24 protein-coding genes are annotated in these 26,118 nt (G+C 55.7%); 14 read left to right on the forward strand and 10 right to left on the reverse strand.

The window, feature by feature from the left end:
* Window positions 1-4: 4 nt before the first annotated feature.
* From gyrB to AC6I8W_RS00230, 12 genes are all read left to right on the forward strand, one after another.
* Window positions 5-2,413, forward strand: coding sequence for a DNA topoisomerase (ATP-hydrolyzing) subunit B (gene gyrB / locus AC6I8W_RS00175; RefSeq protein ID WP_497836487.1), 2,409 nt, complete (start codon window positions 5-7; stop codon window positions 2,411-2,413).
* Window positions 2,414-2,600: 187 nt separating this feature from the next.
* Window positions 2,601-3,800, forward strand: a complete 1,200-nt coding sequence (gene rbsK, locus AC6I8W_RS00180; RefSeq protein WP_497836488.1) for a ribokinase — start codon at window positions 2,601-2,603, stop codon at window positions 3,798-3,800.
* Between the two features lie 36 nt (window positions 3,801-3,836).
* On the forward strand, window positions 3,837-4,760 hold the full coding sequence (locus AC6I8W_RS00185; protein ID WP_497836489.1) for a dihydrodipicolinate synthase family protein: 924 nt from the start codon (window positions 3,837-3,839) through the stop codon (window positions 4,758-4,760).
* 79 nt (window positions 4,761-4,839) lie between these two features.
* Window positions 4,840-5,334 (forward strand): NanQ anomerase/TabA/YiaL family protein, encoded by a 495-nt coding sequence (locus tag AC6I8W_RS00190; protein WP_497836490.1) that lies wholly within the window; start codon window positions 4,840-4,842, stop codon window positions 5,332-5,334.
* A complete protein-coding gene (locus tag AC6I8W_RS00195; RefSeq protein WP_497836491.1) occupies window positions 5,331-6,620 on the forward strand; it encodes an MFS transporter in 1,290 nt (429 codons plus the stop codon). Before AC6I8W_RS00190 ends, AC6I8W_RS00195 begins: the two co-directional genes overlap by 4 nt.
* Window positions 6,621-6,710: 90 nt before the next feature.
* Window positions 6,711-7,520, forward strand: a complete 810-nt coding sequence (yidA, locus tag AC6I8W_RS00200; protein ID WP_497836492.1) for a sugar-phosphatase — start codon at window positions 6,711-6,713, stop codon at window positions 7,518-7,520.
* A 232-nt stretch (window positions 7,521-7,752) separates the two neighbouring features.
* Complete coding sequence (locus AC6I8W_RS00205; RefSeq protein WP_497836493.1) at window positions 7,753-8,451, forward strand: FadR/GntR family transcriptional regulator; 699 nt, start codon at window positions 7,753-7,755, stop codon at window positions 8,449-8,451.
* A complete protein-coding gene (locus tag AC6I8W_RS00210) occupies window positions 8,448-9,320 on the forward strand; it encodes a 2-dehydro-3-deoxygalactonokinase (protein ID WP_497836494.1) in 873 nt (290 codons plus the stop codon). Before AC6I8W_RS00205 ends, AC6I8W_RS00210 begins: the two co-directional genes overlap by 4 nt.
* Window positions 9,304-9,921, forward strand: coding sequence for a 2-dehydro-3-deoxy-6-phosphogalactonate aldolase (locus AC6I8W_RS00215; RefSeq protein ID WP_497836495.1), 618 nt, complete (start codon window positions 9,304-9,306; stop codon window positions 9,919-9,921). Before AC6I8W_RS00210 ends, AC6I8W_RS00215 begins: the two co-directional genes overlap by 17 nt.
* Window positions 9,918-11,066 (forward strand): galactonate dehydratase, encoded by a 1,149-nt coding sequence (dgoD, locus tag AC6I8W_RS00220; protein WP_497836496.1) that lies wholly within the window; start codon window positions 9,918-9,920, stop codon window positions 11,064-11,066. The genes AC6I8W_RS00215 and dgoD overlap by 4 nt, the downstream gene beginning before the upstream one ends.
* 187 nt (window positions 11,067-11,253) lie before the next feature.
* Window positions 11,254-12,546, forward strand: a complete 1,293-nt coding sequence (locus AC6I8W_RS00225; RefSeq protein WP_497836497.1) for an MFS transporter — start codon at window positions 11,254-11,256, stop codon at window positions 12,544-12,546.
* An 84-nt stretch (window positions 12,547-12,630) separates the two neighbouring features.
* Window positions 12,631-13,893 (forward strand): YidR family protein, encoded by a 1,263-nt coding sequence (locus AC6I8W_RS00230; protein WP_497836498.1) that lies wholly within the window; start codon window positions 12,631-12,633, stop codon window positions 13,891-13,893.
* Here the strand turns inward: AC6I8W_RS00230 and AC6I8W_RS00235 are convergent.
* On the reverse strand, window positions 13,871-14,230 hold the full coding sequence (locus AC6I8W_RS00235) for a YceK/YidQ family lipoprotein (RefSeq protein WP_480371695.1): 360 nt from the start codon (window positions 14,228-14,230) through the stop codon (window positions 13,871-13,873). The genes AC6I8W_RS00230 and AC6I8W_RS00235 overlap by 23 nt on opposite strands.
* Before the next feature lie 287 nt (window positions 14,231-14,517).
* On the opposite strand from AC6I8W_RS00235, the gene ibpA reads away from it, so the two are divergent.
* Window positions 14,518-14,934: a small heat shock chaperone IbpA gene (ibpA, locus tag AC6I8W_RS00240; RefSeq protein ID WP_013507211.1), complete on the forward strand. Its 417-nt coding sequence runs from the start codon at window positions 14,518-14,520 to the stop codon at window positions 14,932-14,934.
* Between the two features lie 97 nt (window positions 14,935-15,031).
* Here ibpA and AC6I8W_RS00245 read toward each other — a convergent pair whose 3' ends face one another.
* Genes AC6I8W_RS00245 through AC6I8W_RS00270 form a run of 6 tightly spaced genes read right to left on the reverse strand, consistent with a single transcriptional unit; the run spans window position 15,032 to window position 20,750 of the window.
* The gene (locus AC6I8W_RS00245; protein WP_497836499.1) at window positions 15,032-15,937 is read right to left on the reverse strand and encodes an EamA family transporter; all 906 of its coding nucleotides are present in this window, start codon (window positions 15,935-15,937) and stop codon (window positions 15,032-15,034) included.
* A gap of 20 nt (window positions 15,938-15,957) precedes the next feature.
* Window positions 15,958-16,458 carry a YbaK/EbsC family protein gene (locus tag AC6I8W_RS00250; protein WP_497836500.1) on the reverse strand — a complete coding sequence of 167 codons (501 nt, stop codon included), beginning with the start codon at window positions 16,456-16,458 and terminating at the stop codon, window positions 15,958-15,960.
* Between the two features lie 29 nt (window positions 16,459-16,487).
* Window positions 16,488-17,288 carry a 2OG-Fe(II)-dependent halogenase WelO5 family protein gene (locus AC6I8W_RS00255; protein WP_497836501.1) on the reverse strand — a complete coding sequence of 267 codons (801 nt, stop codon included), beginning with the start codon at window positions 17,286-17,288 and terminating at the stop codon, window positions 16,488-16,490.
* A 5-nt stretch (window positions 17,289-17,293) separates the two neighbouring features.
* Window positions 17,294-18,001 carry a class II glutamine amidotransferase gene (locus AC6I8W_RS00260; protein WP_497836502.1) on the reverse strand — a complete coding sequence of 236 codons (708 nt, stop codon included), beginning with the start codon at window positions 17,999-18,001 and terminating at the stop codon, window positions 17,294-17,296.
* Window positions 17,989-19,266, reverse strand: coding sequence for an ATP-grasp domain-containing protein (locus AC6I8W_RS00265; protein WP_497836503.1), 1,278 nt, complete (start codon window positions 19,264-19,266; stop codon window positions 17,989-17,991). The genes AC6I8W_RS00260 and AC6I8W_RS00265 overlap by 13 nt, the downstream gene beginning before the upstream one ends.
* Window positions 19,267-19,283: 17 nt before the next feature.
* Window positions 19,284-20,750, reverse strand: coding sequence for a hypothetical protein (locus AC6I8W_RS00270; RefSeq protein ID WP_497836504.1), 1,467 nt, complete (start codon window positions 20,748-20,750; stop codon window positions 19,284-19,286).
* 226 nt (window positions 20,751-20,976) lie between these two features.
* Here AC6I8W_RS00270 and AC6I8W_RS00275 point away from each other — a divergent pair, with 226 nt between their 5' ends.
* Window positions 20,977-22,431: an aminotransferase-like domain-containing protein gene (locus tag AC6I8W_RS00275; protein ID WP_497838244.1), complete on the forward strand. Its 1,455-nt coding sequence runs from the start codon at window positions 20,977-20,979 to the stop codon at window positions 22,429-22,431.
* Here the strand turns inward: AC6I8W_RS00275 and AC6I8W_RS00280 are convergent.
* The 3 genes from AC6I8W_RS00280 to AC6I8W_RS00290 form a co-directional block, all read right to left on the reverse strand.
* A complete protein-coding gene (locus AC6I8W_RS00280; protein ID WP_497836505.1) occupies window positions 22,428-23,675 on the reverse strand; it encodes a valine--pyruvate transaminase in 1,248 nt (415 codons plus the stop codon). The genes AC6I8W_RS00275 and AC6I8W_RS00280 overlap by 4 nt on opposite strands.
* 93 nt (window positions 23,676-23,768) lie before the next feature.
* Window positions 23,769-24,743, reverse strand: coding sequence for a glyoxylate/hydroxypyruvate reductase GhrB (gene ghrB, locus AC6I8W_RS00285; protein WP_497836506.1), 975 nt, complete (start codon window positions 24,741-24,743; stop codon window positions 23,769-23,771).
* Window positions 24,744-24,811: 68 nt separating this feature from the next.
* Window positions 24,812-26,092 (reverse strand): MFS transporter, encoded by a 1,281-nt coding sequence (locus AC6I8W_RS00290; RefSeq protein ID WP_497836507.1) that lies wholly within the window; start codon window positions 26,090-26,092, stop codon window positions 24,812-24,814.
* Window positions 26,093-26,118: the final 26 nt, after the last annotated feature.

Consider the following 26,118-nt stretch of genomic DNA (forward strand, 5'->3'; position numbering starts at 1 on the left):
GTTGATGTCGAATTCTTATGACTCCTCAAGTATCAAAGTTCTGAAAGGGCTTGATGCGGTACGCAAACGCCCTGGCATGTATATCGGCGATACGGATGACGGCACCGGTCTGCATCACATGGTATTCGAGGTCGTGGATAACGCCATCGACGAAGCGCTCGCCGGTTACTGTAGTGACATCATGGTCACCATTCATGCCGATAACTCGGTATCGGTGCAAGACGATGGTCGTGGCATCCCGACCGGCATTCACCCGGAAGAGGGCGTGTCGGCGGCAGAAGTGATCATGACGGTCCTGCATGCGGGCGGTAAGTTCGACGACAACTCGTATAAGGTGTCCGGTGGTCTGCACGGCGTAGGTGTTTCCGTCGTGAACGCCCTGTCGCAGAAACTGGAGCTGACCATTCGTCGCGATGGCAAAGTGCATCAGCAAACTTATGTCCACGGCGTGCCACAGGCACCGCTGGCGGTAGTGGGCGATACCGATGCCACCGGTACGCGCGTGCGTTTCTGGCCGAGCCATGACACCTTCACCAACGTGACTGATTTCGAGTACGACATCCTGGCGAAACGCCTGCGTGAACTGTCGTTCCTCAACTCGGGCGTGTCAATTCGCCTTGAAGACAAGCGCGATGACAAAAAAGATCACTATCACTACGAAGGTGGTATCAAGGCGTTTGTTGAGTATCTCAACCGCAACAAAAACCCGATTCACCCGAACGTGTTCTACTTCTCCACGGAGAAAGACGGCATTGGCGTGGAAGTGGCATTGCAGTGGAACGACGGTTTCCAGGAAAACATCTACTGCTTCACCAACAACATTCCACAGCGCGATGGCGGTACGCACCTGGCGGGCTTCCGTGCGGCGATGACGCGTACCCTGAATGCCTACATGGACAAAGAAGGTTACAGCAAAAAAGCCAAAGTCAGCGCTACCGGTGATGATGCGCGTGAAGGTCTGATCGCTGTGGTTTCGGTAAAAGTACCGGACCCGAAATTCTCCTCGCAGACCAAGGATAAGCTGGTTTCCTCAGAGGTGAAATCGGCGGTTGAACAGCAGATGAACGAACTGCTGGCTGAGTACCTGCTGGAAAATCCGTCTGACGCGAAAATCGTGGTTGGCAAAATTATTGACGCTGCGCGTGCGCGTGAAGCGGCGCGTCGTGCCCGTGAGATGACTCGCCGTAAAGGTGCGCTGGATCTGGCCGGTCTGCCGGGCAAACTGGCGGATTGTCAGGAACGCGACCCGGCGCTGTCCGAAATCTACCTGGTGGAGGGTGACTCCGCAGGCGGTTCGGCCAAGCAGGGACGTAACCGTAAGAACCAGGCAATCCTGCCGTTGAAAGGTAAGATCCTCAACGTTGAGAAAGCGCGTTTTGACAAGATGCTCTCTTCGCAGGAAGTGGCGACGCTGATCACCGCGCTGGGTTGCGGCATTGGCCGTGACGAATACAACCCGGACAAACTGCGCTATCACAGCATCATTATCATGACCGATGCGGACGTCGACGGCTCGCACATTCGTACGCTGTTGTTGACCTTCTTCTATCGCCAGATGCCGGAAATCGTGGAACGTGGTCACGTCTACATTGCACAGCCGCCGCTGTACAAAGTAAAAAAAGGTAAGCAGGAACAGTACATTAAAGACGATGAAGCGATGGATCAGTACCAAATCGCCATTGCCCTTGATGGTGCAACCCTGCACACCAACGCCAGCGCCCCGGCGCTGGGTGGCGAACCGCTGGAAAATCTGGTGGCGAGCTTCAACAGCACCCAGCGTATGATCAAACGTATGGAGCGTCGCTATCCGCTCGCGCTGCTGCGCGCGCTGATTTACCACCCGACTCTGAGCGATCTCAGCGATGAAGCGGCGGTGAAAGGCTGGCTGGATGGGCTGGTGGCATATCTGACCGAGCGTGAAGCGCACGGTAGCACCTACGTTGCTCAGGTCCAGGCTAACCGTGAACAGAACCTGTTCGAGCCGGTGCTGCGTGTACGTACCCACGGCGTGGATACCGATTATCCACTGGACAGCGAATTTATCGCTGGCCCGGAATACCGCAAAATCTGCGACCTCGGTGAAAAGCTGCGTGGTCTGGTTGAAGAAGATGCGTTTATCGAACGTGGCGAACGCCGCCAGCCGGTAACCAGCTTCGAACAGGCGATTGACTGGCTGGTAAAAGAGTCGCGTCGTGGTCTGTCTGTTCAGCGTTACAAAGGTCTGGGCGAGATGAACCCGGAGCAGCTGTGGGAAACCACCATGGACCCGGACAGCCGCCGCATGTTGCGCGTCACCATTAAAGACGCCATCGCCGCCGACCAGCTGTTCACCACGCTGATGGGTGATGCGGTAGAACCACGCCGCGCCTTCATCGAAGAGAACGCGCTGAAAGCCGCTAACATCGACATCTGATGTGCCAAAACCCTTCCCAATCGGGAAGGGTTTTTTGTTTGTTACCCGCCTGACATTCCCTTTTTTGCTTAAAAAACATCTGCGTTAGCTTTTGTTTGCTTCCGTTTTTTCCCGTGCGCTGCGATCCGCGTCACTTACATCTGCGGGCCACTCCCTTACGCTTTGGGCGAAGCGGAGGGGATGACGCATGTTTTTGGAAGAACGACGTAATCAAATACTTAAATGGTTGGATGAACAGGAACGCGTAACGGTTAACGGGCTGGCAAGTCAGCTCGGTGTAACACGCGAAACCATTCGTACCGATCTCAGCGCACTGGCGCGTCAGGGATTGGTTCAACGCTGCTATGGCGGGGCGATTGCCTTGCGTCGCAACCTCCAGGAAAAGTTGATCAGCGAAAGCGGTGGTAATTTTGAAGTGTTGCTGGAGCGCTTGCAGGCGCGGAAGCCGACAACAGCATCAGCGGTAAAAAACGGCAAAGTCTGCATTCTTGGTGCCTTCAATGTCGACATCGTGGCAAAAGTTGCGCGTTTTCCCCGTGGCGGAGAATCGCTGTTGGCGCTCGGTAGCACCCTCGGTCCGGGCGGCAAAGGGGCTAACCAGGCGATGGCGGCCAGCTGCGCCGGTACGCGGGTGCATTTTGTCGCCAAAGTCGGCACCGATCAGTTCAGCAAATTTGCGTTCGACCATCTGTCGGCGTCGGGCATCCACTCATTCCGTCTGTACCAGACAGATAGCGAGCCAACCGGTAGCGCTATCATTTACGTCTCGCAGGAGAATGGCGAGAACATGATCGCCATCTATTCCGGCGCGAACAAGACCTTCACCGACGACGAAATCGCCGAGATGACTCATGAGTTGTCAGATGCCAGCGTGTTGCTGCTGCAACTGGAAAACAACTTTGAAGCCACACGCAGCGCGATTCGCCTCGCCCATACGCTGGGCGTGCGGGTGATTATGAATCCCGCACCGTTTTCCGCCGAGGTGCTGAGCTGCCTGGCGATGATCGATGTGCTCACCCCGAATGAAACCGAAGCCTCGCTGCTGTCCGGTATTGAGATCGTCGATTTAGCCAGCGCGCGTGCTGCGGCACAGGCCATTGTTGAGCTGGGCGCGCGGCGCGTCATCATCACCATGGGGTCACGCGGTGCGTTACTGCTTGATAACCAACAATTTCATCATATTCCGGCTTTCCCGGCACTGAGTGTCGATACCACCGGTGCAGGTGATGCCTTTAACGGTGCGCTAGCCGCCGCGTTGGCACAGGGGCAAAGCCTGTTGCAGGCTGCCACCTGGGCATCCGCTTTTGCCGCGCTGGCCGTGGAGCGCGAAGGTGCCAGCAATATGCCGGATCGCCAACAAGTTATGGCCCGACTTCATCAACGATAACACATCACAGCGGTGGAACCGCTGGCAGGAGAGAACATGAAAAAAATCGAAGGCATTGTGCCGGTTATGCTGACTCCGTTTACGGCCGACAACCAGGTGGATTATCCGGGACTGGAACGCCTGATTAACTGGTATCTGGCGGAAGGTGTCGATGCATTATTCGCGGTATGTCAGTCGAGCGAAATGCAGTTCCTCAGCCTCGAAGAACGCGTGGCGCTGGCGAAGTTTGTCGTGGAAAAAGTGCAGGGCCAGGTGCCGGTGATTGCGTCCGGCCATATCAGCGACGATCTGGCGCAGCAAACCGCCGAGTTGCAGGCGATGGCTAACACTGGCATTGATGCGCTGGTGCTGGTTACCAACCATCTCGACCCGAAAAATGAAGGCAGTGCCACCTTCTATGCGCACCTTAATCACCTGCTGGATGCGCTGCCTGCCACCCTGCCGTTGGGCCTGTATGAATGCCCGGCACCGTACCGTCGTCTGTTGAGCGATGAAGAGTTCAGCTTCTGCGCCAACAGCGGCCGTTTCGTGGTACTGAAAGATGTGAGCTGCGATCTGCCGACGGTACAGCGCCGCGTGCAGCTGGCGGAAGGTACGCCGCTGGCGGTGATCAACGCCAATGCCGCCATCGCCTGGCCCGCTATGCAGGCCGGTTCCAAAGGTTTCAGTGGCGTCTTCACCAACTTCCATCCGGGCCTGTATCACTGGCTTTACCACCACGGCGCGCAGCAGGCGGAGAAAGCCCATGAGCTCTCTTTGTTCCTGTCGCTCAGCGCGGTGACGGAAACCCTCGGCTACCCGAAAAACGCCAAAATCTACCATCAGCGTCTTGGCACCTTCGCCAGCGAGCACTGTCGCGTAAACAAAGACAACGTACTGGAGAAATTCTGGGGACTGGGCGTGTTGCTCGACCAGATCCGCGATGGCAGCCAGATTTGGCAGCAACGTATCGAAAACTAAAACCTCTGCGAGCGGCGTGATAAATCGCGCCGCTACGGTTGTACCCGAACCCACTAATGATAACGACAGGGAAAATACCATGATTGTATGTGATAGCCAGGATTGGGCGCGTGAGCGCCATGCCTTCCACCCCATCGTCGACCAGGCGTTACGTTGGATAGCCGACACCGATTTTAGCCAACTGGCGACCGGCAAGTATGATTTGCTGCCGGATAACCAGATGTTCTGCCTGGTGCAGGAGATGGACACTGAACCGGCCAGTGCACGCCGCGCCGAGTCGCATTTTAGCTACGTTGATATTCAATACCTGTTGGCCGGACGTGAGAACATTGGCGTAGCGCGAGCGCATCCGCAACATGTCATCACCGAAGATCTGCGCGCCGAGCGCGACGTGGTGTTTTATCAGGACACCATTGATGAATCGATGATCACCCTGACGCCAGGCATGTTCGCGCTGTTTTTCCCGCATGACGTGCATCGTCCTTGCTGTGCTGCACCTGATGCGCAGCCGATCCGTAAAGCGGTGATCAAAATTAACCTCAGCCTGTTTAACGCGGTGGGGGCAACCCAATGAAAACCTCGGTGAATACCTTATCCGGCGCCGCGGTGGCGCAGCCCACGCTGGTTGGAAAATTACGCTGGGGTATCATCACCATCCTGCTGCTGGCAGCGGTGGTGAACTACCTCGATCGTGCCAATCTGAGTATCGCCAATACCACCATTGCCGCTGAGTTTGGTTTCTCGCAGACTGAGATGGGTTTGCTGTTGTCGGCATTTCTCTGGCCTTATGCGCTGGCAAACCTGCCTGCGGGTTGGCTGGTGGATAAGTTCGGCCCGAAGCGCATGTTTTCCTGGGCGCTGGGATTATGGTCCAGTTTTACCGTGCTGGCGGCGTTCGTAAACAGCTACAGCTTCTTCTATGGCCTGCGTATGCTGTTGGGCGTGTCTGAATCCCCGTTCTTTACCTCCGGCATCAAAATCACCCATCGCTGGTTTGGTGATAATGAACGTGGCCTGCCGACGGCGATCATCAATACCGGTTCGCAAATTGCTAACGCCATTGCGCCGCCAATTCTTACCGTGCTGCTGCTGACTTTTGGCTGGCGTGGGATGTTCGTTGCCATTGGCCTGATGGGGATTCCGTTGATGCTGGCGTGGTGGAAATTCTACCGCGATCCGGATGCGCGTGAAGATGCGCTGCTCCATGCCGGCCAGCGCAGCGTCGCCGCCCCGGAGGAGAAGGCGCAGGCGAGTTGGGGCGCGTTGTTCCGTCACAGCACCACCTGGTTTATGGTGATCGGTAACTTCTCCATCATGTTCACCATCTGGGTGTACCTCACCTGGCTGCCGGGATATCTGGAAAAATCCCTCGGTTTCAGCCTGAAAGCGACCGGCTGGATTGCCTCGATTCCGTTCCTGTGTGGCATTCTGGGTGTGCTGGTGGGCGGCATGCTTTCAGATCGTCTGGTGCGTAGCGGCGTGCGTGCCATCACCGCGCGTAAAATCCCGATCGTGACCGGTGCAGCGCTGGCGGCTTGTTTTGTCGCACCGATTCCTTTTGTCGATAGCACACCGTTGGCGATTGGCCTGCTGGCGCTCGGTTATTTCTGTTCGCAGATGCCGCAGGGCGCGCTCTGGACGCTGGCGAGTGATATCGCCCCGAAATCACAGGTGGCGTCACTGGGCGCGATCCAGAACTTCGGTGGCTTCCTCGGCGCGGCAATGGCACCGATCGTCACCGGTATCATTCTCGATACCACCGGCAAGTTCACCAACGTGTTCTTGCTGGGGGCGGGATTGCTGATGATTGGTGCGCTGAGCTACGGCCTGTTTGTGCGTAAGCCATTACAGGCGAAATGATACGCAAGGTGTCGTCTGACGTCGATAAACTGGTCAATGTGAGCTGAATCGCGCTAGCATGGATGCAAACTCTGAATTAACGAGGATGTTATGGCGATAAAACTGATTGCGATCGATATGGACGGCACCTTGCTTAATCCGCACCACCAGATCACCCCGGTAGTAAAATCGGCGATTGCGCGGGCGCGCGATAAAGGCGTCGCCATCGTGCTGGCAACTGGCCGCCCGTTTGTTGGTGTCGAGCGCTACCTGCAAGAGCTGGATTTACAGCAGCCGGGCCAGTATTGCATCAGCAATAATGGCGCGTTGGTACAACGTGCTGATACGGGAGAAAGCGTTGCAGAAGTCACGCTGAGTTTTGATGATTTTCTCTACGTCGAGCAATTGGCGCGCGAACTTGGTGTCCATTTCCATGCTTTTGACCACTCCTCGTTGTATACGCCGAACAAAGATATCAGTGAGTACACCATCCACGAAGCCAGCCTGACCGGCATCCCAGTGCGTTATCGTGCCGTGGAAGAGATGGACCCGGCCACCCGCTTCCCGAAACTGATGATGATCGACAAACCTGCGCTGTTGGATAAGGCGGTAGCTGCGCTGCCGTCCCGCGCCCGCGACCGTTACACTATTTTGAAAAGTGCACCTTACTACCTCGAAATCCTCGATCCGCGCGTCAACAAAGGCTATGGCGTGAAAATGCTGGCGGAAAAACTCGGCCTGCAAGCCGCAGAAGTGATGACGATTGGCGATCAGGAAAATGACCTGGCGATGATTGAATATGCCGGAACCGGGGTGGCAATGGGCAATGCGATTGATTCAGTCAAAAGCATCGCGCAATTCATCACCAAAACCAACGCGGAAGATGGCGTGGCTTACGCGATCGAAGAGCTGGTGCTGTAACCTTTCTTTTAACTCTACATCAAACGTAACGGCGCGATTATCGCGCCGTTTTTCATTTAGATAATAAAAATTGGCGCTATCGTGACGCAATTTCTTGCGCATGGATTGTCTATTTTGTGATCCAGATTGTAGTACAACTTTATAAGTTGGTACTACAATTCACGCCAGAGGTTGAGGCGGTGCGTGAAAGCAGTAATCTGGTAGCTCATCGCCTTTCTATGAATGGAACATCATGACGCAAGAACAATTAAGCAAAACCGAACGCATCATTCTGACGCTGGGTGAAGAGATTGTGGCAGGGAAGTATGTACCCGGTGGAGCATTGCCCGCTGAGGCGGATCTCTGTGAACGCTTTGCCACCTCTCGCAACATTATCCGCGAAGTGTTTCGCTCGCTGATGGCGAAACGTCTGGTGGAGATGAAACGCTATCGCGGTGCTTTTGTGACCGCGCGCAATCAGTGGAACTACCTCGACAGCGACGTGCTGCAATGGGCGTTGGCGCACGATCAGGACCCGCGCCTGATTGCGGCGATGAGCGAGGTGCGTGTGTTGGTGGAACCGCAAATTGCACGCTGGTCCGCTGAACGGGCCACCTCTAACGATCTGGCCGCGATTGAGCAAGCTTACAACGACATGGTGGCTAATCATCTCGACCGTGATGCCTTCAACGAGGCAGACATTCGTTATCACGAAGCAGTGTTGGCCTCGGTACATAACCCGGTTTTACAGCAGCTTAACGTAGCGATCAGCCAGCTGCAAAAAGCGGTGTTCGCGAAAACCTATATGCCGGATGAAGGCAACATGCCGCGTACGCTGGCTGAGCATAAAGCGCTGTTTGACGCCATCCGCCACCAGGACGCCACTGCGGCCGAACAGGCGGCCAAAGCGATGATTGCCAGCTCGACGGCACGACTGAAGGAGATTATGTGACCAGCTATATCGCGATTGACTGGGGGTCCACTAACCTGCGGGCCTGGCATTATCAGCAAGGGGAATGCATCGATGAACGCCGCTCTGAAGCGGGAGTCACGCGCCTGAATGGACGTACTCCGGCAGAGGTGTTTGCCAGCGTTACTGCAGGCTGGCCGGTGGATGAGGTGCCGGTGGTCATGGCCGGAATGGTCGGCAGCAACGCGGGCTGGTTGTCAGTACCCTATCTTAGTTGCCCGGTCGCGTTGTGTGAGATCGCCGGACAACTGACGCGCGTCGAGGATAAAGCGTGGATCGTGCCGGGATTGTGTATCGAACGTGAGGACAATTACAACGTCATGCGCGGTGAAGAGACGCAATTGCTGGGAGCGCTGGCGCTGCATCCTGCCGCGTTATATGTCATGCCGGGCACCCATGCCAAATGGGTACAGATGGCACAGGACCGCGTAATTGACTTTCGTACCGTGATGACGGGTGAGCTGCATCATCTGTTGTTGGCGCAATCGCTAATTGGCGTTGGCCTGCCGCAACAGGAAGAGAACCCTGAAGCCTTTCGTGCGGGCCTGAGTATCGGCAGCCAGGATCGTTCCATTCTGGCGCGGTTGTTTGAAGTGCGTGCCTCACATGTGTTGGGCGCACGCGATCGTCGCCACATTAGTGAGTTTCTCTCCGGCCTGTTGATTGGTCATGAGGTCGCGCTGATGACGACAGACACTGTGACACAACCGATCACCATTATCGCTGGCAGCGCGTTGGCGCAGCGTTATCAGCAAGCGCTGCATTTTATCGGACATGATTCAGTCACGCTGGAAGGCGATCGTGCGTTCCAGCACGGAATAAGGAGCATTGCCCATGCATTGGCAAACTAAGTTACCGTTGATCGCCATCCTGCGCGGTATCCGGCCAGATGAAGCAGAAGCGCACGTTGGCGCATTAATCGAAGCCGGTTTTGATGCCATTGAAATCCCGCTGAACTCACCAGACTGGGCCAGCAGCATCGGTGCGATGGTGAAAACCTTTGGCGATAAAGCGCTGATTGGTGCTGGTACGGTGCTGACACCCGGCCAGGTTGATCAACTGGCAACGCTCAACAGTAAGTTGGTGGTGACACCGAATACCGATGCCACGGTGATCCGCCAGGCGGTGGCCTGCGGTATGACGGTTGCTGCCGGATGCGCCACGGCGACGGAAGCCTTTACCGCACTACAAGCCGGTGCGCAGGCACTGAAAATTTTCCCCTCCTCAGCCTTTGGCCCTTCGTATATCAAAGCGTTAAAAGCGGTGTTACCCGTGGAGGTGCCGGTGTTTGCGGTCGGTGGCGTGACGCCGGAAAACTTGCATGAATTTATGACTGCGGGCTGTATCGGCGCAGGCTTAGGTAGCGATCTCTATCGTGCCGGTCAGCCGTTGTCACGCACCGTAGAGAAGGCTCACGCATTTATTGCTGCTTATAAGGACGCTGTACGATGAAAATTACCAAACTGACTACTTATCGCCTGCCACCTCGCTGGATGTTCCTGAAAATCGAAACTGATGAGGGCATTGTCGGTTGGGGTGAACCGGTGATTGAAGGTCGCGCGCGCAGTGTAGAAGCGGCGGTGCATGAACTGTCCGAGTATCTGGTGGGCCAGGATCCAGCGCGCATCAACGATTTATGGCAGGTGATGTATCGCGGCGGTTTCTATCGCGGGGGTCCCATTCTGATGAGCGCGATTGCCGGTATTGATCAGGCGCTGTGGGATATCAAAGGTAAGGCGCTTGGCGTGCCGGTTTATCAATTACTGGGCGGTCTGGTGCGTGACAGCATCAAAGCCTATAGCTGGGTTGGCGGTGACCGTCCGGCAGAAGTGATTGATGGTATTAAGAAATTGCGCACCATCGGTTTTGATACCTTCAAACTGAACGGCTGCGAAGAGATGGGTATCATCGATAACTCGCGCAAAATTGATGCGGCGGTGAATACCGTGGCGCAGATCCGTGAAGCCTTTGGTAACGAGATTGAATTTGGCCTCGATTTCCACGGTCGCGTGAGTGCGCCGATGGCGAAGGTGCTGATCAAAGAGCTGGAGCCTTACCGCCCGCTGTTTATTGAGGAACCGGTGCTGGCGGAGCAGGCGGAATATTATCCACGTCTGGCGGCACAAACCCATCTGCCGATTGCCGCGGGTGAACGTATGTTTTCGCGCTTCGAATTCAAACGCGTGTTGGATGCGGGTGGGCTGGCAATCCTGCAACCGGATCTGTCCCACGCGGGCGGTATCACCGAATGCTTTAAGATCGCGGCGATGGCGGAATCCTACGATGTGGCGCTGGCTCCTCATTGCCCGCTGGGACCGATCGCGCTGGCGGCCTGCCTGCATGTCGATTTTGTTTCGCGTAACGCGGTGTTCCAGGAGCAGAGCATGGGTATTCACTATAATCAGGGCGCAGAACTGCTCGATTATGTGATTAATAAAGATGATTTTAAAATGGATGACGGCCATTTTTATCCATTAAATAAACCGGGTCTCGGTGTGGAAATTAATGAGGAACTGGTTATTGAACGCAGTAAAAATGCACCGGACTGGCGTAACCCATTATGGCGCTTCCCGGATGGAACTGTTGCTGAATGGTAATTTGAAAACCCGTTAAAATTATTAAATTCCTGACAAATATGTGCCGTTAATATCAGGCACAGGGTTTCGCTCACGTTTTAATTATTCGCGCCGCAATGCCTTACTGCGTGGGGCTTGCTGCGCACTTCATTTACCGCCAGGGGCGGTTGTTACCGATATTAAAGCCCTAAGTGTACGGAGAAACATTATGGATCTCTCTGCTGTTCAAGCCAAACCAACGCGTCGTCGTTATATTACTTTGTTGATGATATTTATTACGGTGGTGATTTGTTATGTCGATCGCGCTAATTTAGCCGTCGCATCTGCCCATATTCAGCAAGAATTTGGCATCAGCAAAGCGGAAATGGGTTATGTCTTTTCTGCCTTTGCCTGGTTATATACGCTGTGTCAGATTCCCGGCGGTTGGTTTCTCGATCGTGTTGGTTCACGCTTAACCTATTTTATCGCTATTTTCGGCTGGTCTCTGGCAACGCTATTTCAGGGCTTTGCCAGCGGCTTATTATCGCTGATTGGCCTGCGCGCCATTACTGGCGTGTTCGAAGCCCCGGCGTTTCCCACCAACAACCGCCTGGTAACCAGTTGGTTCCCGGAGCAGGAGCGTGCCTCCGCGGTGGGGTTTTATACCTCCGGACAATTTGTTGGTCTGGCATTTCTGACGCCGCTGCTGATCTGGATTCAGGAACTGTTGAGCTGGCACTGGGTGTTTATCATTACCGGCGCGATTGGCCTGGTGTGGTCACTGGTGTGGATTAAGGTTTATCAGGCACCGAGCCAGAGCAAAGGCATCAATCAGGCCGAACTGGAATATATTCGGGAAGGCGGCGCTATGGTGGATGGTGATGCCACCACGACCAAGAAAGCGCGTAGCAAAGTCACCGCCGCAGACTGGAAACTGGTGTTCCATCGTAAATTATGTGGCGTCTATCTGGGGCAGTTCGCCGTTACCTCAACCCTGTGGTTCTTCCTCACCTGGTTCCCGAATTATCTGACGCAGGAAAAACACATTGGTGCGTTGACCGCCGGGTTTATGACTACGGTACCGTTCCTCGCCGCTTTTGTTGGGGTGATTCTGTCCGGCATAGTGGCCGACCGCCTGGTACGAAACGGCCGCTCGCTGGGCTTCGCGCGTAAAACCCCGATCATCTGCGGCCTGCTGATCTCCACCTGCATCATGGGGGCGAATTACACTAACGATCCGCTGTGGATTATGGTGCTGATGGCGCTGGCCTTCTTTGGTAACGGCTTCGCGTCAATCACCTGGTCGTTAGTGTCGTCACTGGCCCCGGTACGCCTGATTGGCCTGACCGGCGGTATGTTTAACTTTATCGGTGGCCTCGGTGGTATCAGCGTCCCGCTGGTGGTGGGCTATCTGGCACAGGATTACGGTTTTGCCCCAGCATTGATCTATATCTCGGTGGTGGCATTGATCGGTGCCCTGTCTTATATCCTGCTGGTGGGTGATGTGAAGCGCGTGGGATAATCCTTTCTGGCCCTGCCGCCATGCTGGCCCGGCAGGGCAGAATCGCGTAGTTTGTCTGGCAACTGTTGGATGTAAGGTTGCCCCATGTCAGAAAAACAACTCACCTTTGCAGAACGTCATCATCAGCTGACCAATATCAATGTCTGGACTGCCGACAGCCAATGGCTGGCGTTTGATGTCCGGCCTTCCGGCGCTTCTTTTACCAGTCTGACCATTGAACGCGTCAATGTGGCAAGCGGCGCAGTTGAGGTGCTGTACCAGGCACGCGACGGCGCGCATGTTGGTGTGGTCACTGTCAGCCCGGATCTGCCGCCTCGTTATGTCTGTATCCATGGCCCGGAGCATCCCGATGCGCACTGGCATTACGATTTTCATCATCGGCGTGGTGTGATTGTGCAGCAGGGCATTGCGGAAAACCTGGATGCCTGCGATATCACCGCCCCCTTTACGCCCGGTGCGCTGCGCGGCGGTTCGCATGTCCACGTGTTCAGCCCGGACGGTTCGCGCCTGAGTTTTACCTACAACGATCATGTGATGCATGAAAAGGAGGTGGGGGAAGACCTGCGTAACGTCGGTGTCGCCGTGCCGTTGCACCCGGTATGCCCGCCAAAGCAGCATCCGCGTGAGTATGAGGGAAGTCATTATTGTGTGCTGGTCAGTCAGACACAGCGTGATCCCCAGCCGGGTAGTGACCAAATCGATCGTGCCTATGAGGAGTGCTGGATTGGCGATCGCGGTTATCAGAAGCCGGACGGCAGTTGGCAGCGCTGGGCCATCGCGTTTATCGGTGATACTCGCTCGGCCAGTGGCGAAAAAGTACCAGAAGTGTTTGTGGTGGATCTACCGACTGCGCTGGCGGATTACGCGAAGTCAGGCTCCAACCCTTTACAGGGGACACCCGACAAATTGCCAGCGCCGCCGCTTGGGGTGCAACAACGACGTGTTACCCATACGCAGGGGCTGGCGCTCCAGCCACGCCATTGGTTGCGTGCTGCACCGGATGGCAGCGCCATCGCTTTTTTAATGGCGGACAAAAACGCGGTGGTGCAGCTCTGGACGGTATCACCTAATGGTGGCGCACCACGTCAGGTGACGCAGCTCGCCAGCAGTATTCAGTCAGCTTTTAGTTGGCAGCCTTCCGGTAACGCCATCAGCTTTGTGTGTGACAATAGCGTGATGCGTTGTGAATTGGTGAGCGGTAAATGTACCCGGTTGACACAGCGCAGTGACCAGCCGCCATCCGGTGATGCCGTGGTCTGGTCGCCGGATGGAGAAAAGATCGCCTATATGCGAGACATCAACGGCTGGCGGCAGCTGTTCTGCGTCAGTGCGACTCCACAGGCATAGACGCGGCGGTTGCCAGGCTGGCCTGCGTACCGGCCAGTTTCTCACTTTGCCGTACGCGTTCGCGCGGCGAGTCGATTGACTTGTCATCGTCGTGGCGGAAGTAGTCCCACGGCAGCAGGAGGGTGTCCATCACTGCTGAGAAAGGTAAATCGATAGCGACCAGCGGTTTCATCGCCCAACTGGTTTGGTCATCCGTCAGCATCTCCGCGCTGGCGCGGGTGCCGGGATAATAGCCCTGGCTCGCGCCAGTGTGAGACATAAGACTGGAGCAACCGGAGGTCATACCTGCGCCACAGATCAACAGACCAGGCAGCAAAAAGCGTTTCATCATTTTCATCATCTTCTTCATCCCTTCAGTCATGGCATGGCCCTGGCTGGAGTGTGTCACCTGATTAAGCATCACTCTGAGTTGATGTCTTTCTGTCCAGGCGAATAATGACCTGAGTGTATGCTATTTCATCAAAATTGCTGCAAGAAATTCCTTGTGAAACCTTGAAAGCGGCAAAAAAGCGCCCACTTTTAAGGAACGGTCACGCTGCTTTTGCCGACAGGAATCGCAGCGGGCTGAACAACCTGTCCATAGTGGAAGGTTGCCAAAACTTGCTGATTTTCAGGAGTCCTAATATGCGTAATTTTGATCTCTCTCCGCTTTATCGTTCTGCAATTGGTTTCGATCGTCTGTTCAATCTGCTGGAATCAAATCAGAACCAGGCCAATGGTGGCTATCCTCCGTATAACGTCGAGCTGGTGGATGAAAACCACTACCGTATCACCATTGCCGTTGCGGGCTTTGCCCAGAGCGAGTTAGATATCACGTCTCACGACAACATGCTGGTGGTGCGCGGCGCACATCCCGAAGAACAACAGGAGCGCAAATACCTGTACCAGGGCATCGCCGAGCGTAACTTTGAGCGTAAATTCCAGCTGGCTGACCATATCGTGGTGCGCGATGCGCGTCTGGAAAATGGTTTGTTAAGCATCGATCTGGAACGCATCGTCCCTGAAGAGGCGAAACCGCGTCGGATTGAAATTCTGAAATAACGACGAGAAAAAGCCGCAGTAATGCGGCTTTTTCATATATGGGTAGCGGCGCGATTTTTAATGAACGCGATAAATCGCGCCGCTACGGATGGAGTAATTACGTCCTCACCAGAAATCGCTGACTCACCATCCCGCCAAATACATTAATCAGCAGGCCAAGAATTATCACCGATGCGCCTAACATTTGCTGCATCGACAGGGTTTCCCCCAAAATCAGTGCCGCGCTAAGTATCCCGACTACCGGCACCAGTAACGATAATGGCGCGATACGCCAGGTTTCGTAGCGGCTGAGCAGATTGCCCCAGATGGCATAGCCAACAATGGTGGCGACAAACGCGAGGTAAATCAGCGCCAATATGGTTTGCAGGGAAATGTTCAGCAGGCTGCTGACGATCACCTCTTGTCCCTCAAACCACCATGAGCAGGCGAAGAACGGCACCATCGGCACCAGCGCGCTCCACACCACCAGCGACATCACCGGAACCTTACGGTTACGCAAAATAATCTTGTTGGTGATATTGCCTAACCCCCACGACAACGCCGCAGCCAGCGTCAGCATCATGGTGGTCAACGTAATGCCTGCGGTGGTTTGCCCCTCCATACCTGCGGTGGCGAGCATAAACATCCCGAGTGTGGCGACCACAATCCCGGCGATATGGTTCCAGCGCAGCTTTTCCGCCAGCAACAGCGCGCCGAGCAGCAAGGTGAAAAACGCCTGCGCCTGCACCACCAGCGACGCCAGCCCGGCGGGCATGCCGAGTTTGATAGCGAGAAACAGAAAGGCAAACTGACCAAAGCTGATGGTCATGCCATACACCACCAGCCAGTGCAGCGGGATGCCAGGCCGTTTAACGAAGACGATCGCCGGGAATGCCACCAGGGTAAAACGCAGTCCCGCCAGTAAAAAGGGGGGCATGCCATGCAGCCCCAGCTTAATCACCACAAAATTGACGCCCCAGGCGAGTACGACACACAGGGCTAATAAGAGATCTTTGACTGACATAACGCTTCCTTTTGCCGCGATCAGACGGTCGCCATCACGGGGGTGGCGATTTCTGCACAGCATTCATCGCCCACTACACGAAAATAATCATCCACATCCAGTGCTACCGAACGTTCCAGTTCACCGGCGTTAAACCACAGGGTGCCGACATCTTTCAGACGTGTATCAACACGCAACGCCAACCGGTCATCAAAACTAAACGGCGGTACAGCGCCCATCACGCATTGCGTCAGATCCTGGGCTTTCTCTGGCGCGGCGAAGCTCGATTTCTTGCCGCCAATGGCACGCGCCGCGCTTTTAAAGTTAATCTTGCAATCACCAGGCACAATCGCCAGCAGGTAACGGGACTCCGACCCCTCCGGCATGGTCACTTCCAGCACCATCGCTTTCGCCGCCTGATTCAACGCGTTGCCGCGGATCTCGCTAATGACATCGGTCTGACCGATTGCCTCATGCTCAACCACACGGAAATTCGCCTGATGCTGCTCCAACTGGGCGATCAATTTTTCATAGGTTGTCATCTTTATCTCCTCGTATGACGGGCCACGGGTTAACTCCAGGCAATCGCGTGCTTCATCTTTTTGTCGGTCAGACCAAAGAAGAAGCCCATAGTGATGCGCGTATCGCCTTCCACCCGATCAATTTCATGATAAAAAGCAGGGTTAAACAGATAGATATCACCGCTGCGCGGTGAGAATTCGCAGATTTCGCAGTGCTCAATGACGCCGCTTTGGTAACCCAGTTCGCCGGGTGTTTTGAAACGCTCGTCCACCGGCTGCCATTGCTTATTGAAGATGCGCAGCTCGCCACCGGCGTTACATTCTTGCAGGCACACCACGCAGCTCAACTGATGCAAAATATCGGTGACCGCCAGGCCGCTGCCTGCCGCATCGCGCACAATGTTGTCGTTATGCAAGGGATTGGCGACACCGTTGGCATGGAAACGCACAATCGAACCCGCGTAGTCGCCGTGCCGGGGATCGGTAGCGGTTTTCAGGCTATCCAGCCGCAAGGCGTGTTTCACCCAGTTGTAAACCTGGTCGCGCAGGCAGGGCAGCGACGGTGGCAAGGCGGGCTGAATATCGCGTAATTCGGTGAAATAGTTTTCTGGCGCAGCGGTGTGCTTTGCCAGATAGGGGCCAAGGGTGGTCAACGCACCATTGGGATAGTGCGACACCCGCACCTTCTCGCGACACAGTTGCAGGTCCTCCACCACCGATTCACGCACTTCCGGGGTCAGAAAATTACGTAGCACCAACAGCGGCACACGCGCAGTCACAATGTCATCCAGCCAGGTACTTTCCACAAACATTTTGGGGCTAATAACGCGTATCTGATTGAAAATGGCCATGCTGTTCACTCCGACAAAGGAATTTCATGAAGTTCATGGTTGCTCATACGACGCCAGTCTGACGCCGTGCCCAGTGCTGCAATGGGTTCAGAAGAGATAAAGGTGCTGTTGTTATGCTGACAGTGGTGCAGGGTGAAATAATCGGGATAAGGGGTGTCATCAGGATGCCATTGCCACGCCCAGGCTTTCTCTCGGGTAACAAAAATCGCGTTGGCTGCACTGCCGCCTGGTGCCACCTGCGCCATCTTGTTGTGCAGATAATCCCGGGTAAAATCGGCAGGCGTGGCCTGCTCAACGATATATTCAAGGTATTCCGCTGAGTCAAAGCGCGACTCAGCCATACCGAGCTGCTGGTAAACTGTCGGCAGAAAGCCGTTGTGCATCATGTACCACTGCGTCTGACCACTGGTACGCCATAGCGGATGCGAAAATTCGATCCCGTGGTTTTTGCTCAATGTGGCATGGCGCACATGCACCGCGAGAAAACGACCGCGCAGGCGATCGACATCAATACCCGGTAGCGCATCGGCAAACATGCCGGTGCCATGCAGCGTGCGGATCTTCCCTTGTTCCAGCCATAACACGCCCCAGCCGTTTGGATGCTGTTTGATCGGGCCGTCATGGGTTGCGGTTTCTCCACAGCTCATGGCGCGTGCCGCCTCCAGCACTGCGACGGCATCAAACTGACCGTGCGCCAGAATCATTCTGCACATAGTAAATCCCCCCGCGTGGCAAAAGACGGAACGTCAAGAATCTGATGGAAGGTCGCCAGAATGTCGTCGCGGCTGTTTCCCGCCAGACGGAGGGTGGCGAGGATGCCTGCATGGCGGGTCAAATCGGCATACAGCGAAGAACGCGGCGAGACCTCCAGCGCAGGCAGATTAAGTGGCGGCAACAGCTGACCACGCTGCTGCTGCGCGATCCAGCTTTCCGCCTGGTGATATTGCAGCGGCTTGCGCAGACGCAGACGGCCCACCGCCGGTGTCTGTTGACTGAAATGCAGCTCAGGCATACCGCGTCCTGCTTCGATCTGAAACGCCACCTCAGCCCAGTTGATGCCGGTTACTTCTTCGACCAGGTTCACCACCCCCATACCTGACAGGCGGAAACCCATTTCGAGAAAATGCGGTTCGCCATTGACCATGATGAAATCGATATGAAAGGCACCCTGGCGGTAGCCAAAGGTTTCACAACAGAAACTCATTAGGCTGGCAAAGGAGGCGGGCAGTTGCTGTGCGGCCATTGCCACATGGCCGGACTCATAAAAGCTGATGCTGCCTTCAACATCGCTGTGATGCTCAATCACTTTCTGACAACAGGTCAGGGCCACCGCGTGACCGTTATCCACCACGCCCTGCAACGAATATTCGTCGCCGCACAGCCAGCTTTCGACGATAAACCCTGAGAAGCCGCGGCCGCCGTAATTCATGGTGTCGATCAACTTGTTGATCACAGCATCCAGTTGACTGGCCTCGTCGACCAGCCAGATACCAAGACCGCCGCCGCCATCGACCGGCTTGATCACGCAAGGATAGAGCAACGCGTCGCGTGCATCCCGGATGCTGAGCGGAGAGGCAAAAAAGCGAAATTCCGGTTGCGGGAAACGCGGCCATGCCTTGCGCAGCGCCATACGTTGTGCGTATTTGTCCGGCGGGATAAAGCAGGGACCGGCATCCGGGCCAGCCAGCATCTCGCGCACTCTCCCGGCACTGGCGTTATAGGCTTCAAAACCGGCCAGTACCACTTGTGGATGTTCCAGCAGCCCGGCATGCAGGCACGCCTGCAACACATCCCAGGGGTTTTCCGGTCGATCCAGCCGCACAATTAAGTCGAATGGCAGAGTCATGTTGAGTGACTGGTAATCGACAAAGTCACCCATCTCCGCCAGGACGGTGAAATAGCCCTCGCGCTGCGCCACCGCGCAGTACGGATTTTGTCCGTCACGGGTGGCACCAATCTGCAGGAAAATCTTTCTCATCGCTTAGCCTTACCGGGTTAGCGCCCGGAAATCACTTCTGTGACGATGTCCTGCAGGACACCATTGTTTACCTGGATCACCGCTTTGTGCGGGTCGAAGCGCAGCACGCGTGACAGGGCATCCTGCTGTTGGTTATCCAGCAAGGAACTCACCTGGGGGCTACGCCAGCAATGACGCATCTGTGCGATAGTCAGGCCGGAGAGTTGCTCCAGCTGTTGTGCCAGCAGCAGATCGTTGCTGATGCCTGCCAGCAAGGCGCGCACCGCCTGTTCTTCCGGTGCGTGCGGCAGCTGTTGCAGCCAGGTTTTCAGCTGTCGGCCACTGGCGATAAACGGCGAATAGATCATGCATACCAGTTGGGTTTCATCGAGACCAAATGCCTGCTCGGCAAACTGCGCCGCCCGCTGGCGCGCCTGCGCAATTGCCGCGTCGTCCTGATAACGGGCCGCCATTTCGTTGATCAACTGCGGGGGGAAATCCTTTTGCTGCATCAACCCCAGCGCAAAGCGTGCATATTCGCGCACGCCTTCGGCATAGCTCCGCTGCAACAGCGTTTCTGCGCGCAGGCCGCGAATATGTGCCATCAACGTCGGGTTGCCGCAGTCTGATTCAGAGAAGCTGAACATCAGTTCATCGAAGCGGAACTGCATAAACTCGGTGAGCAGCGTCCAGTGCGCGCCCGCTTCATAGGCGGTGTCCTGGTAGATATTGAAGAACAGCGGATCGCGCGCCAGCTGCCAGGTGATACGGTGCGCGGGAGTGACCTGATCGGCACCGTAAACATCACTGAAGTAGCGTTGCGCCACGCCATCCAGGGTTTGCAGAAATCCGCTGAAGCCGCGTGATTTATCCGCCACCGGCGCATCAAATAGCCGGGAGAGATGCCGCGCCCAGGCGAGGTAAGCGGTTTGTTCTTGCGGTGAATCGCCGGTGATAATCATATCCACCCCGCCATCGTAGTGCGCCGCGAGGCCAAAGGAGTTCACCATGCTGAGGTTGCAAGCGTTGCAAAAGGTGGAGCGTGCATCGGCGCGGAAGCGGTGGCCGTTCATCAGCACATCGCTGCGATTCTGCTGGCGTACCGCGTCCGGCATCGGCAAATGACGTGAAAAAGGACGAATCTGTAATCCGTCGGTCACCAGACATTCGGTAAAGTCATCATGGTGGATATGCAGCGCGCGATAGACGCGATCGATGTTCTCCATCACGCTGTCATTCATTGCGGCATGGCGGTTGGTGCTGATGCGGAGCTGAAAGGTGCTGCCACGTTGTTGCCAGATCAGCCCCTGAATATAGCGGACATACGCCACCATATAGCTGCTGTCTTTGCCGCCGCCGTAGGCGAGTAGCACGCGGTTGTTTTCGGGATGATGCGTATCGGGAAGTGCAGCGAGCAAACGGCGGGAACAAGCCTGGGCAGATGCGAGAATGGCGGGGGATAGATATCCTTCAATTTCTCTCATCATGGTGGACAGATTATTCATTTTTCACTTTTTCCTTTGGCTAATAAAATCGCTATTGCCATCAACACGGCAATATTGCGGGTAACGGGCCACGAAGGTGCTTGGGAATGAATGTCTCAGTCTTATGCTGCGCGGCTGTGTGCCAGCCACCGATACGCAGAGTTATTGATTTAACAGATGCAGCCTAAACTACTTTGAATGTAATCTGATGGATACGCACAGATCAGCACGATATGGGGTGGAACAGATGGCGGGTGAGACGGAAGAACAGGAGAGTCAGAGTAGTCGTTACCGTCAGATAGCAGAACAGATCAAACAGGCGATTCACAGCGGATCGTTGCCGCCAGACAGCCGTTTACCCTCAGTGCGCACGCTGGCTACGCAATACAACGTCAGCATGACCACCGCGCTAAAAACATTACGCACGCTTGAGGATGAACACTATGCGGTGGCGCGTCCTAAGTCCGGCTTTTTTGTGGCACCGCGCAAGGTGGACAAAAAACTGCCCATGGTCAGTCACGAGCAGCCGCGTGAAATCGCCCCGCTGGATGAGCAGACCGAACTGCATCTGGCGATGGTCGGCTCGGATTGTCGGGTCAGGCTGGACCTGGCAAACGGTGATATCTCGCTGTATCCGGTAAAGAAAATTGGTCTGCTGATGCGCCAGATGGGCTACAGCAAACCGGCACTGCTCGGTAATACCGTCAAGGGCACCGGCTACGCGCCGCTGAAGGCGGAAATTGCCCGCCGCGCAGTGGATTATGGCTGCAATATCAACGCTGATGACATCCTGATCACCAACGGCTGCATTGAGGCCATCTCGCTGTCGCTACGTGCTACCACGCGCCCCGGTGATATCGTGGCGGTGGAGTCACCCTGTTATTTCGTGCTGTTGCAGATGCTGCATAACCTCAATTTGCGGGTGATTGAAGTGGAAGCGGGCGCGGAAGGGTACGTCAACGTGGAAAAACTGACCCGGTTGTTCCAGCGCAAAGTGGTACAGGCGTATCTCAGCCTCAACAACATCAATAATCCGCTCGGTAAAAGTATTCCCAATGAACAAAAGGCTTACATCGCGCGTCAGGCTGACGAAAACGATGTGGTGATTATTGAGGATGATATCTTTGGCGATACCGCCTTTGGCGAACGTCGTCCGTTCCCGATGCGCGCCTTCAGCCCGAACGTGATTCTGTGCAGCGGCTTCTCGAAAACCGTGGCACCCGGCATCCGCATTGGCTGGGTACACAGCGTCAATTACATGCGCAAAATCGCCTCGCTGAAATACACCTCAACCATGGGTACCTCGGTGCTGTCGCAGGCGGCGATTGCCGAGTTGCTGCGCAATGGTGGCTACGATGCCCATCTGCGTAAACTGCGACGCGAACTGGCGAATCAGATTCACCATATGCGCCAGGCGGTGCTGCGCTATTTCCCGGCGGGCACACGGGTGTCTGATCCCGAAGGTGGCTACGTGCTGTGGGTGGAGATGCCGATGCAGGCGCTGAACGTGCGTGCACTGTTTCTCAAGGCGCGTAACGCCGGGATTGGCATTGCACCGGGGCATATTTTTGCCACCGATCACCGCTATGATCATTGCTTCCGACTGAACGCCGGGTTTGGCTGGAATGAGGAAGTGGAGCAGGCGATTCGACAGCTGGCACAGTGGTGCCAGCTGTCGTTAGTGGAAGCGAAGCAGGATTAGGCGCGCCAGGCGTCTTCGATCTCTTCCGCCAGAATTTGCACCGCACGTTCAATCGTTTCCGCGTCCGGTACATAGTTCATGCGCATACATTGATGGGTATGCGGCCACTCCTGTTCCAGTCCAGGGAAGAAGAAGTGACCCGGCACCATCAGCACGCCGCGCGCCTTCAGCCGCTGGTACAACGCTTCAGTGCTGATGGGCAGATCGCGGAACCACAGCCAGAGGAAAATCGCGCCTTCCGGTTTGTGAATCAGGCAGCGATCTTCCGGCAAATAGCGACGCAGGATGGTGATGGTCTCGCTGACCTTGTGCTGATAAAACGGTTTGATCACCTGTTCTGACAGGCGCAGTAAATCACCACGCACAATCATCTCGTTAGCCATCGCCGGGCCGATGCTGCCTGGCGCCAGGCTGATGATGCCGTTCATGTTGCCAATGGCGCTGATGGTGTTCTCATCGGCGACGATAATGCCGCAGCGCGCTCCCGGCAGGCCGAGTTTCGACAAGCTCATGCACAGGATAATGTTGGGATTCCACAGTGGACGCGCTTCGCTAAAGATAATGCCGGGGAAGGGCACACCGTAGGCGTTATCGATTAACAATGGGACTTCGTGTTGCTGTGCCAGCGCATCCAGCTGCAACAGCTCGTCGTCAGTGATGACGTTACCGGTAGGGTTAGTCGGGCGCGACACACAAATCAGGCCGATATCGTCATTCAACGGCAGATGGTCGAAATCGACGTGGTATTTGAACTGGCCTTCCGGCAGCAATTCGATATTTGGTTTGGCAGAAACAAACAGCCCTTCCTCCAGCCCGGCATCGGCGTAACCAAGGTATTCCGGGGCCAGCGGGAACAGCACGCGCTTTTTGCTGCCGTCAGCGCGGTGTCCGGCGAACAGGTTAAACAGGTAGAAAAACGCGCTCTGGCTGCCGTTGGTCAGCGCGATGTTCTGCGCGGTTAACGGCCAACCAAACTCCTCGCGCAACATGTTCGCCAGCGCATCAAGCAGCAACGCTTTGCCGCGCGGGCCGTCATAGTTGCACAGCGCTTCGCTCAGTTTGCCTTCCTGATGCATCTGCTGCAAAAGCTGGTGGAAGTAGTCATTCATTTCCGGGATTTGCGCCGGATTACCGCCGCCGAGCATGATGGTGCCGGGGGTACGCAACCCTTCACCCATATCTTCCATCAGACGTGAGATACCGGAATGTTGCGTAAATTTGTCGCCGAACTGTGAAAAGGACATAGCAGGTTAAAACTTTGTGATGACTGATTGGGGACAACCATAGCGCCCGCAACAGGCAGGCGCAATGGTCAGGCGGGGAAAAGGTGCAAAGCCTTATTTCACAACCTCAGGATTGACACAATTCTTCTCGATTTTGCCGGTTAATGCCGCGATCAGGTTGTCCACCGCATCGCTCATCATGCCATAGCGGGTTTCATGGGTGGCGGAACCGATATGCGGCAGCGTCACTACATTCGGCAACTTCAGCAGCGCGGAATCGGCAGGGACCGGTTCCTGCTCGAACACATCCAGACCGGCGGCATGAATGGTGCCGTCCTGCAACGCACTGATCAGTGCCTGTTCGTCGACCACCGGGCCACGGCCGACGTTGATCAAAATCGCGCTTGGCTTCATCAGTTTTAACTGCGCTGCGCCGATCATATGGTGGGTCTGCTCGGTCAGTGGCAGGATAACGCAGACAAAATCACTCTCTTTCAGCAAGGTCTCAACATCGCAGGCGCGTGCGCCGAAACGGGTTTCCGCTTCGCTATGCTGACGACGTGCGTTGTAGAGAATGTTCATACCAAAGCCGAAATGCGCGCGTTGCGCTACGGCCATGCCGATGCGGCCCATACCGAGAATGCCGAGAGTTTTGTGGTGGACATCCACCCCGTAATGTTCCGGGCCGATGCTTTTCTGCCATTGACCCGCCTTCACCCAGGCATCCAACTCGGTGACACGCCGCGCGCTGCTCAGTACCAGCGCCATCAGGGTATCAGCCACGGTTTCGGTCAGCACCGTTGGTGTATGCATCAGCACCACGCCACGCTGGCTGAGTGCCGCGACATCAAAATTATCATAGCCAACCGAGACGGTAGAGCAGGCGCGCAGCGCTGGCATTTGTGCCAGCAAATCGCCATTCACTTTACCGCCGGAACCCAGCAGACCCTGCGCCTGTTGAAACTGAGCCGCGTGCTGTTTGACGCTTTCTGGCGAAATATCGCTGACTTCGGTCACGGTGAAATGCGCGTCCAGTTTGGCACGCAGGTCATCCGGCAGGCTCTTGTAAAGAATCACAGCAGGTTTCATCTTTTGCTCCCTGTAGAACGAGTGACGGGCGACAACGTCGCCCGGAAAAGTCATTTTCGCTTACGCTTTCAGGCGTGTTTTGCCCCGTGCAGCGGCGGCGTTTTATTTTCGGCGGGTTTGACGATTAACGTCAGCCACACCGATGCCAGCAAAGCTGCGCCCATAAAAATGTAAGACGCCGACGGGCTGCCGGTTGCGCCATTAAGATAGCCTACTATCCATGATCCGACGAAGGAACCAAGTGCGCCCATGCTATTAATCAGCGCCATCGCGCCGCCTGCCACGTTACGCGGCAGCATTTCCGGGATGATGGCGAAGAACGGCCCGTAAGGGGCGTACATCGCGCCACCGGCAATTACCAGCAGTGCATAAGACAGCCAGAAATTGCTGGAGCCCACCAGGTACGAACCGAGGAACGCCAACGCGCCAATCAGCAGCAGCGGCCAGACAAACAGTTTGCGGTTCTGCATCTTATCCGATGCCCAGGAGACGACGATCATTGCAATGGTGGCGACCAGATACGGCACGGCGGACAGCCAGCCTGCTTCCACCATCCCCATCTGCGTGCCGTTACGCAGGATGGAAGGCAGCCACAGCACAAAACCATAGACGCCGATGCTCCAGGCAAAATATTGCAGGCACAGCAGCACCACGTTGCGGTTACGGAAGGCTTCGCCGTAGTTACGCACCGCTTTGATCCCTTGTTGTTCTTTCTGCAATTGCGCCTGCAACGCCGCTTTCTCGGCATCGCTCATCCATTTCACCTGGGACGGTTTGTCCTGCACCAAAAACCACCAGGCAACGGCCCAAATCACCGCCGGAATCCCCTCAATGATAAACATCTCACGCCAGCCAAAGGAATCAATCAGATAGCCGGACACCACCGACATCCACAGCACCGTCACCGGGTTACCGAGGATCAGAAAAGTGTTGGCGCGCGAGCGTTCCGATTTGGTGAACCAGTTGCTGATGTAGATCAGCATCGCGGGCATCACTGCCGCTTCCACCACGCCGAGCACAAAACGAATGGCGGCCAGCATCGGGATATTGCTAACCACACCGGTTAGCGAGGCACACAGTCCCCACAGCACCAGACAGCAAAAAATCAGTTTCTTCACGCTACGGCGTTCGGCATACACCGCGCCAGGGATCTGGAAGAAGAAGTAGCCGAGAAAGAACAGGGCGCCGAGCAGCGATGACATGCCCTTGGTGATGCCCAGGTCGTCGTTAATCCCTGCGGCGGAGGCGAAGCTAAAGTTCGCCCGGTCCAGATACGCCAGACTGTAGGTGATAAACACGATGGGCATGATAAACCACCAACGTTTTGGTGCGATTGTCTGCGTTTTCATATGGTTATCCTCTTCTGAAAAACCGC

This window comes from Pantoea sp. X-Soil-TKNS-1211, from assembly GCF_059730495.1.